We start from the raw sequence: 9,002 nt of genomic DNA, 5'->3' as shown, positions 1-9,002 counted from the left end.
TGCGCGCGACCTTCGTCAATGCCGATTGCGTCAAGGACAAGCGGCCCGCCGCCTGCCAGCTGCAGTACGAACTCGACACCGTGCTCGCACGCTCGGAAGTCAACGGCAGCACCGCCCAGGATGCCTTCGAGCTGAACGGCCACGTCACGCTGGAACCGGCGCGCGGTGGCGCGGCGGTGGTGCGCGGTGGGCTGGGTGCGCCCGGCGAAACCACGCGCGAGCCACACAGTGGCCTGGCCCTGTTCACCTCGCAGGGCTCGGCCACCCAGCATGGCACCTTCGCGCCTCGCACCTTTGACGCGACCGTCAGCCTGGACCAGCTGCTCAACGCCGCCCGCATGGTCGCTGCGCAGCAGCTGGGCGTGGCGCCCAGCCAGCTCAGCAGCGAACAGATGAGCCAGCGATGGGGCAACCGCTGGGACGCACGCGACGCCTGGGTGCTGCAGTCGGCCGAAGTCGGCCAGGAGGTCTACAACCCGGACGATGCCGGCCGGGTCGAGATCGCCGGCGGCGTGCTGGACCTGTATGCCGGCTCGCAGGCGCTTCGATGAAGAGATTCCTCTTTTTAATGCGCCGCCTCAGCCCCGGCGTGCCTTCACCGCTTCGCTGAGCACACGCAGCACCTCGGCCGAGTCGTCCCAGCCAAGACAGGCGTCCGTGATGCTTTGGCCGTAGCAGAGCTGGCCCGCGTCGTCCTTGCCCGGCGTGAACTTCTGCGCGCCGGCCACCAGGTGGCTCTCGACCATCACACCGAAGATCTGCCGGCTGCCGGCGCTCAGCTGCGCGCCGATGTCGCGTGCCACGTCCAGCTGGCGCTGGTACTGCTTGCTCGAATTCGCGTGGCTGCAGTCCACCATCAGCGAAGGCGTCAGCTTGGCCGCTTCCAGCTCGCTGCAGGCCGACATCACGCTTTGCGCGTCATAGTTCGGCGCCTTGCCGCCGCGCAGGATGACGTGGCAATCCTGGTTGCCCTTGGTCTCGACAATCGCGACCTGGCCGTTCTTGTGCACCGACAGAAAATGGTGAGGCCGGGCGGCGGCCTGGATCGCATCGGTTGCGATCTTGATGTTGCCGTCGGTGCCGTTCTTGAAGCCGATCGGTGCGGACAGGCCCGAGGCCAGCTCGCGGTGCACCTGGCTTTCGGTCGTGCGCGCGCCGATGGCGCCCCACGAGATCAGGTCGCCGATGTACTGCGGGCTGATCGTGTCAAGGAACTCGCTGCCTGCCGGCATGCCCAGCCGGTTGATCTCGACCAGCAACTGGCGCGCCATGCGCAGCCCTTCGTCGATGCGGTAGCTCTCGTCCAGGTAGGGGTCGTTGATCAGCCCCTTCCAGCCAACAGTGGTACGCGGCTTCTCGAAGTAGACCCGCATCACGATCTCCAGCGTGTCCGCGTACTGCTGGCGCAGCGGCTGCAGCTTGCGCGCGTATTCCAGCGCGGCAGCCGGGTCATGGATCGAGCAGGGCCCGATCACCACCAGCAGCCGGTCGTCCTGACCCTTCATGATGCGCCGCACCGCCTGCCGGGTCGACTGGATCAGCCGCTCGGTCGGCGTGCCGGCAATGGGGAAGAAGCGGATCAGGTGCTCGGGTGGCGGCAAGGGCGTCACCTCCTGGATGCGCTGGTCATCGGTTTCACTGGTGCGCTCGCTCAGCACCAGCCCGCTGCGGGCTTCACTGCTCGACGGGGCGGAAAGGGGCTGGGGCGCGGTCGCCTTGGCATTCATCTGGGCTTCTCCTGGGGACAGTGGTGGCCCTTGGGCACCGGCGAAAAAAAACCGCCGGTGGGGCCGGCGGTTTTCTGGGGATGTTCGCTTGATGCTTCAGTCGCGCGCGATTGCCTCTCCAGCCGCCAGACGGGGCGAGAACCAAAAGTAGGCAAAAAAGAATCGCGGGGCGCTCATGACGCGATGAATGTAGCACGGGCGGGATTGGAAAGGAAAAGGGTATGCTTTGGTGCTTTACAAGGCCGCAACTTTCAAGCGGTCCATTGACGGGGAAATGAGGGGGGATGCATGCGACGCAGGACATGGTTGCAGCTCGCGGGTGTGGGCGCTGCTTTAATGGGTTGTGGTGGAAGTTCATCTGAGGGAGGGGACGGCGGTCCGGATCAAACTCCCAGTGACGGCGATTCCGGCGGGGAAAGTGGCCCACCGCCCAATGTGTTGATGATCGCCATTGACGATCTGAATGACTGGGTCGGATTTCTCAAAGGCCATCCCCAAGTCAAGACGCCCAACATGGATGCGCTGGCTGCACGTTCCACTGTGTTCGAGCGGGCCTATTGCAACGCGCCGACCTGCACTGGATCACGTGCCAGTGCACTGACCGGCCTGTCGGTGCAGTCAACAGGGGTTTGGGATCTCGACCAAACCTTCAGTACGGTGAATCCGGGCAAGCCGATGTTGTGGGGCATGCTGAACAATGCGGGCTACGCCACGCAGCTCTATGGCAAGGTTGATCACAACTTCACCCTGGGTTCGCAGCCGTTTCCTACGACCACTCCGTACGCCAACAAGGTGTGTCCAAGTGGCACAGGTGTAGGTGCTTTTGATTGGGGCCCGACCAGCGGCCCGGACTCAGACCATCCCGATTACCGCTTCGCCCAGCAGGGCATCGACTATCTGGCGTCGGCCAGTCGCAGCAGGCCCTTCTTTCTGGGGGTTGGGTTCGTGCGCACGCATGTTGGCTGGTACGTGCCCCAGCGCTTTTTCGACATGTACCCCAAAGAAGGACTGGCGCTCCCGGAGGCGCCCGCAGATGACCTGGACGACCTAGGGCCAGCGGGACGAGCGATCGCGCTGCAATGGAACTTCCATCAGTGCATTACCAAGCAGAACCTGTGGGCCGATGCTGTGCAAGCTTATCTGGCCAGCATTTCATGGGTGGATGAACAAATTGGCCGATTGATCGCGGCGCTGGACGCCAGCCCGCATGCGAACAACACCATGGTCGTGCTCTGGAGCGACCACGGTTTCCATCTGGGGGAGAAATTCCACTGGCACAAGGAGGCTCTGTGGGAGCGGTCCACGCATGTGCCTTTCCTGATGAGGCGCCCAGGTCAGGCCACTTCGGTCCGCCAGCGTGCGTGCGTCAGCCTGCGGGACATGGTGCCCACCCTGCTGGACTACTGCCGTGCCGCGCCGGCTTATCCGATGGATGGCGTCAGCCTGCGTCCCTTGATTGAGCAGCCATCGCGCAGTTGGGATGTGCCTGTGCTCACCACGCATGAGCAGTACGACCATGCCATACGCACGGACCAGTGGCGGTACATCCGCTACAGCGCTGGCGAGAGGGAGCTTTACGATGAATCCGTTGATCCTCACGAGTACAAGAATCTGGCGGGAGATGCGTCTCACGAGCCTTTGATGGCCCAGCTCGACGCGCTGATGCCGCCTCGCCCCGTGTAGTTCTTCCGCAATCCAGCCAAGTTTCGACACTTGCCCGACCAACTTTAGCGACAGAAAGCCACCAAACCGCCTGCACCTCCACTTCAAGACAAGTGCCCTGGCCACCGATGACCTTTGCAAGCGCGCCCCCTCATGGGTCGCGCTCCTGCAACGGAGTCAATCATGGTCAGCACGGTCGGAATCGGGAACAAGGAACACTCGCGCAAGCCTGCGCACAGCACGGGACTGGGTCTCGCCCTCCTGGTCAGCGGGTTGGTCGTGGGATGCGGTGGCGGTGGTGGCGACTCCGGGACGAGCGTGCCGGCCGAGCAGCCGCAGGGCGGCAGCCAGGCAGTCGCGCCAGAATTGACGATCGGTGCAGACAGCTTCTATTTCGCGCCCGGAGCAGCAAATGCGAGCGCGAGCTCACTGAACAAGGTGGCCGGTGGCACGGCATTGGCCGCCTTCTGGGATCCCAACGACGGCAACACGGCGCTGTCGCCTGGCATGAAGATTTTCTTCTTCGGCCAGGCGCAGGGCTGCACGGCTGGTTCGCAAGGCCCGCTGGATTCGTTCAGCGACACTCGGCTCGCCGATGTTTCAGGCCTGACCGGTGTGCCGGCCGATGCCGCGGGCGCCGAGTTGCGTTGGGTTCCTTCTGCCAACACCTCGGCTTGTGATGCCGCCTCGCGTGCCAAGCGAGGCGCCTCCAGCGCCTTCCTGAATGCGTCTGATGCCAACGGCGCAATGGCCTTGTTGACCAGCTCAGGTATTCAGAGCGACGGTCAGGCCAGCTTCTTCGGCCCGTATTCCAGCAGCGGCCAGAACGGCAAGGGCGACAACGCCTACATCACGGGCACGTTTGTGAACTTCCGCCATGCAGCCTGGCTGGCTGATCCGCTGCAGCCTTGGCTCAACGGCACCAAGGCACGTCTGCGCAGCGAACAGGGGCTGACCACCGCCAGCGTCGAGGGTGGCCGGGCGATGGCCCAGGTCAAGCAGCAGATGATGGCCACGTTCTACAACCACAAGTGCCGGCAGGACGAGGCCACCAATCCTTGCCAGATCCAGTACCTGATGGACACAGCGATCATGCGCACCGGCGTGAGCAACTGGTCAGGCGAATCGTGGTTCGTGAACGCCAAGGTATGGGGCGATCCCGTCCAGGGCGGCATTCCCATCGTCAGCGGGCCGATCTACGGCAACGGTGTGACCACCAGTGATTCAGAGCGTGGGCTCGCACTGTGGACCTCGCAAGGTGCAGCGTCCCAACATGCAACGTTTGCCGCCAAGACTTTCGACGTGACGATCAGCTTTGATCAGCTGATGAATGTCTTGCGCATCACCACCGGCCGCGCCGTGAACAAGGCCCCCAGCGCCGTCTCCGATGCCGAGATCGCCTCGCTGTGGGGCAGCGCGTGGAACGATGCCAGTGCCTGGGCCTTGCTTTCGACCGACGTCGCGCAGGAGGTCTACAACCCGGACAGCAACTTTCGGGCGGAGATCGGCGGCGGCTTCAAGAGCCTGTTCGTGGGACCGCAGTGACGGTCAATGGCACTGCCTGACGCCAGTCAGGCAAATGGCGATCCATCACCGTGCCCATGGCAAGCGGGTCTGCAATGCAGGCCCGTTCTGCATTGTTGGCGATCTGGGTGTCGAGCCTGGCCTGCAGCGCCTGCGACCCACCCTGCTCAAGCAGCCGGTAAAGGTTCATCCAATGGTCGCCACCCACGGCGACCAGTCCTTGCTCGCGTGCCGCCTTCACGGCCTGCGCACCACTGATCACCTTGCGTTCGAACTGGGCTCGCGTGCGCATCGGGAACTCGCGCATCGTCAAGCCTGGCAAAGAGGTATAGCTAGCACGGGCGTAGTGGCCGGCTTCCAGCAACTTGTGATTGCCCTGCGCGATCTCCATGCCAACGCGCGCCCGCACGATCACCTTGGCGGAGACGTGCGACAGCGGCTGTCGGTGGGTCAGTCGGTAGAAGAAGTGGTCCACATCTTCTACCGCATCGCCGGGCGTCAACGCATAGATGCTCTTGGGCAGCGCCACGGCATCGATCTCGGCAGGCACAGCCTCCAGCATTTCGCGCAGCGGTCGGTCGCTGCAGACGAACTCGTCCGCGTCTACAAGGATCAGCCACTCCAGCTCGGGCCACAGGGATTTGAGGTACCAGCAGGCGCCGGACACCTTGCGGCCCTGGAAGTGGGCCATCACGGTGTCTTTGAGCGTGAGCACGGTGACATCGGCGAAGGCTTGCTGGAACAGTTGCAGCAGTGCCGGCGTGCGATCGGTGGACAGATTGTCGATGACAAAGAACCGACGCACCCCCATCGCGTAGTGCCAGACCAAGTTGAACAGCAGGATGTCCTGCTCGTCCTTCACCATGGTTACGTAGCCCAGTCCTTGCCATGCCGGCGAGTCTGACATCAGGGGCGAGGCGGCGCGATCCGGGCCCGCGCTGACCAAGTACTCAGCCAGCGAGAAGTCACGTGAATTGAAGGGCTTCGCTGACGGGAATTCGAGGATCGTGTCGTAGCGGCGCAAGTCCAACAAGGTTGCGATCATGCGATAGGCCACCACCGGATGCTCGCGCTCGCGGAAGGTTGCCATCAGCAACTCACCAGCGGCCTGTGCTTGCCCGGCCTTTTTCAGGTCCCGGACCTTGTCGAAAATGCCGCCGAGGCCGAGGAAGGGCTGTTCGACTTCGGCCGAGTGCGCTTCAGCCTTGGTTGCAGCAGGCTGAGGCACGACCTCTGCGGCTTTACGCTCGCTGGTCGTTTCGTTCTTGTCGCGCTTTTGACGCGAACCGTTCAGGAAGGAAAACATCGATCGCAGCAGTCAAACCGGGCAACAGCAATCCTGCTGACCCGGCAGGGAAGATGAGGAGGATGGCTCGCTCAAGCAGTGCCACCCACCGTCAACCCATCAATCCTCAACGTCGGCTGCCCAACCCCCACCGGCACGCTCTGGCCTTCCTTGCCGCAGGTGCCGACGCCGGTGTCGAGTTCGAGGTCGTTGCCGATCATGCTGATTCGGGTCATGGCGTCGGGGCCGTTGCCGATCAGGGTGGCACCCTTGACGGGGTAGAGGATCTTGCCGTTTTCGACCCAGAAGGCTTCGGAGGCGGAGAAGACGAACTTGCCGCTGGTGATGTCGACTTGGCCGCCGCCGAAGTTGGTGGCGTAGAGGCCGCGCTTGATGCTGGCGATGATCTCTTCCTTGGGCTTGTCGCCGGCCAGCATGTAGGTGTTGGTCATGCGCGGCATCGGCACGTGGGCGTAGCTTTCGCGGCGGCCGTTGCCGGTGGGCTTCACACCGGACAGGCGGGCGTTCATGCTGTCCTGGATGTAGCCGCGCAGGATGCCGTCTTCGATCAGCACGTTGCGCTGGGTCGGGTTGCCTTCGTCGTCGACGTTCAGCGAGCCGCGGCGGTCAGTCAGCGTGCCGTCGTCCAGCACGGTGACGCCCTTGGAGGCGACACGTTCGCCAATGCGGCCGGAGAAGGTGGACGCGCCCTTGCGGTTGAAGTCACCTTCCAGTCCGTGGCCGACGGCTTCGTGCAGCATCACGCCGGGCCAGCCGGACCCCAGCACGACGGTCATCATGCCTGCCGGTGCGGGGCGGGAGTCCAGGTTGGTCAGTGCCGCGTTGACGGCCTGGTCCACGTATTCGTTGAGCTGGGATTCCTGAAAGTAGCCCAGGCCGAAGCGGCCGCCGCCGCCGCCGGAGCCGACTTCGCGGCGGCCGTTCTGCTCGGCAATGACGGTGACCGACAGGCGCACCAGCGGGCGCACGTCGGCGGCGCGGGTGCCATCGGCGCGTGCCACCATCACCACGTCGTATTCAGCGGCCAGGCCGGCCATGACCTGTACCACGCGCGGGTCGCGGGCGCGGGCCATCCTCTCGACGCGCTCCAGCAGCGCCACTTTCTGCGTGCTGTCCAGCGTTGCGATCGGGTCCAGCGGCGCGTAGAGCAAACGGCTCTTTGCGATTTGCGGCTTGCGGTCCAGCTTGACGCGGCGGCTCTGGCCGGCTGCAGCGATGCTGCGCACGGTGCGCGCGGCATCCAGCAGCGCGGCTTCGGAAATGTCGTCCGAATAGGCGAATGCGGTTTTCTCGCCGGCGATGGCGCGCACGCCCACGCCCTGGTCGATCGAGAAGCTGCCGCTCTTGACGATGCCTTCTTCCAGGCTCCAGCCTTCGTGGCGGGTGTACTGGAAATAGAGATCCGCGTCGTCCACCCGGTGTTCACCGATGGTGGCCAGGGCGCGGGACAGGCTGGCTTCCGTCAGCTGGTAAGGGTCCAGCAGCAGGCTTTGGGCCACGGCAAGCCGTTCGAGGGTGGGTTCGCGCGAGATCATGTTTTTGATTGTAGGAGTGCGCCTGCAGCCTGTGGGGCGTTACATGCATTGACCATTCGATGTCATCTCACGCAGCATGGGATGCGTTGTGCTTCACATCCGGCGACACAAGCAACCCCACCCACCGGCGCCGGCCTGTTTGTCTCACCCAAATCGAAGGAGCGATCCCATGTTCAAGCTGCAAACCACCTCTGCACTGGCGCTGGCCAGCATCCTGTCCCTGGCCAGCGTGGCGGCCTCCGCGCAAACCGCGACCCCGGTCGAGCGCGGCGCCAGCACGCCGCACATTGCGCAAAAGCAGGACCGCCAGCAACAGCGCATCGACAAAGCCGCCGCCAGCGGTGGCCTGAATGCTGCCGAAACCAACCGCCTGGACAAGCAGGAAACGCACATCAGCAACCTGCAAGACAAGGCTGCTGCCGATGGCACGGTGACCGCCAAGGAGCGCAGCCGCGTGCGTTCGGCCGAGCGCCGCACCAACCGCCACATTGCCCGTCAGGCGCATGACGGCCAGACCACTGCGCCGACGACCACCCCGCAACAGTGATCGTCCAAGGTGTGTGCAGGTCACCTGCCGGCGCGTGCTGACTGAGCCCCAGCGCGCGGCCCGCAGGTCAGGCCTGGAGCCCCTGGTTGATCACGCTGCAGCCCGCCCTGGCCTTGTGCCCCGGCGGGCTTTCTTTTTCCGACGACAGGTTTTCAGTCTTGCCCGGACGCGGCTTCTTCATCGCCACCGGCGCTGCGAAGCTGCAGCGCCAGCGTGTAGAGCGCATTGCGTGGCGCACCGCTCAGCTCGGCGGCCAGCGCTACGGCCTGTTTCAGTGGCAACTCTCTCAGCAGCACCTTCAGTTGGCGCTTGGCATCGCTGGGCAGGCCATCGTCGCCGTCTTGCTGCACGGCCGGCGGCAACGGGTGCAGCACCAACGCAAACTCGCCCTTGAGACGCTGCGCGTCCGCCGCGAGCCAGGCCGGCAACGCGGCTGCGGGTGCGCTGTGAACCTGCTCGAACTGCTTGGTCAGCTCGCGGCACAAGGTGACCTTGCGCTCCGCGCAGCGCTCAGCCAGCGCCGCCACCAGGTTTTCGATGCGGTGCGGTGCTTCGAACAGCACCGTCGCGCCTGTTTGCTGCAGCAGCGCGTCCAGTGCCACCTGGCGCTCGCCGCCCTTGGCCGGCAGGAAGCCGGTGAAGTGAAATCCCACTGCGCCGCTGTGGCCCGCCAGGCAACCGGCGGCGCTCAAGGCGGTCAC

The 9,002-nt window shown here is 64.5% G+C and carries 8 protein-coding genes; 4 read left to right on the top strand and 4 right to left on the bottom strand.

The window, feature by feature from the left end:
- On the top strand, window positions 1–551 hold a 551-nt coding region (locus FKP22_RS32010), incomplete at its 5' end, for a hypothetical protein (protein ID WP_170200874.1).
- Between the two features lie 27 nt (window positions 552–578).
- On the opposite strand, the gene FKP22_RS12730 is transcribed toward FKP22_RS32010, so the two are convergent.
- The gene (locus tag FKP22_RS12730) at window positions 579–1,727 is read right to left on the bottom strand and encodes a 3-deoxy-7-phosphoheptulonate synthase (RefSeq protein ID WP_141287861.1); all 1,149 of its coding nucleotides are present in this window, start codon (window positions 1,725–1,727) and stop codon (window positions 579–581) included.
- Window positions 1,728–2,168: 441 nt separating this feature from the next.
- Between FKP22_RS12730 and FKP22_RS12725 the strand changes: the two genes are divergently transcribed.
- The gene (locus FKP22_RS12725) at window positions 2,169–3,410 is read left to right on the top strand and encodes a sulfatase (protein WP_170200873.1); all 1,242 of its coding nucleotides are present in this window, start codon (window positions 2,169–2,171) and stop codon (window positions 3,408–3,410) included.
- Between the two features lie 162 nt (window positions 3,411–3,572).
- Window positions 3,573–4,934, top strand: a complete 1,362-nt coding sequence (locus FKP22_RS12720; protein WP_141287859.1) for a hypothetical protein — start codon at window positions 3,573–3,575, stop codon at window positions 4,932–4,934.
- On the opposite strand, the gene FKP22_RS12715 is transcribed toward FKP22_RS12720, so the two are convergent.
- Together FKP22_RS12715 and tldD are read right to left on the bottom strand one after the other, a co-directional pair.
- On the bottom strand, window positions 4,906–6,219 hold the full coding sequence (locus FKP22_RS12715; protein WP_141287858.1) for a glycosyltransferase family 2 protein: 1,314 nt from the start codon (window positions 6,217–6,219) through the stop codon (window positions 4,906–4,908). The two genes, FKP22_RS12720 and FKP22_RS12715, sit on opposite strands and share 29 nt — an antisense overlap.
- Window positions 6,220–6,290: 71 nt before the next feature.
- Window positions 6,291–7,754 carry a metalloprotease TldD gene (gene tldD / locus FKP22_RS12710; RefSeq protein WP_141287857.1) on the bottom strand — a complete coding sequence of 488 codons (1,464 nt, stop codon included), beginning with the start codon at window positions 7,752–7,754 and terminating at the stop codon, window positions 6,291–6,293.
- 169 nt (window positions 7,755–7,923) lie between these two features.
- Between tldD and FKP22_RS12705 the strand changes: the two genes are divergently transcribed.
- Entirely contained in the window at window positions 7,924–8,301 is a 378-nt protein-coding gene (locus FKP22_RS12705) for a hypothetical protein (protein WP_141287856.1), read from the top strand.
- A gap of 152 nt (window positions 8,302–8,453) precedes the next feature.
- Here FKP22_RS12705 and FKP22_RS12700 read toward each other — a convergent pair.
- A partial coding sequence (locus FKP22_RS12700) for an SAM-dependent methyltransferase (RefSeq protein ID WP_233446838.1) occupies window positions 8,454–9,002 on the bottom strand: 549 nt, incomplete at its 5' end.

This window comes from Ideonella azotifigens, assembly GCF_006519715.1.
In the GTDB taxonomy this organism is placed as follows: Bacteria; Pseudomonadota; Gammaproteobacteria; order Burkholderiales; family Burkholderiaceae_C; genus Ideonella; species Ideonella azotifigens.
The sequence above is the reverse complement of the archived record's forward strand: the minus strand, read 5'-3'. Positions and strand labels throughout refer to the sequence as shown.

Excerpts from the sequence above, each read along its gene's own strand:
- tldD (WP_141287857.1), bottom strand. The coding sequence starts at position 7,754 with ATGATCTCGCGCGAACCCACCCTCGAACGGCTTGCCGTGGCCCAAAGC.
- FKP22_RS12725 (WP_170200873.1), top strand. The coding sequence starts at position 2,169 with ATGATCGCCATTGACGATCTGAATGACTGGGTCGGATTTCTCAAAGGC.
- FKP22_RS12730 (WP_141287861.1), bottom strand. The coding sequence starts at position 1,727 with ATGAATGCCAAGGCGACCGCGCCCCAGCCCCTTTCCGCCCCGTCGAGC.
- FKP22_RS12705 (WP_141287856.1), top strand. The coding sequence starts at position 7,924 with ATGTTCAAGCTGCAAACCACCTCTGCACTGGCGCTGGCCAGCATCCTG.
- FKP22_RS12715 (WP_141287858.1), bottom strand. The coding sequence starts at position 6,219 with ATGTTTTCCTTCCTGAACGGTTCGCGTCAAAAGCGCGACAAGAACGAA.
- FKP22_RS12720 (WP_141287859.1), top strand. The coding sequence starts at position 3,573 with ATGGTCAGCACGGTCGGAATCGGGAACAAGGAACACTCGCGCAAGCCT.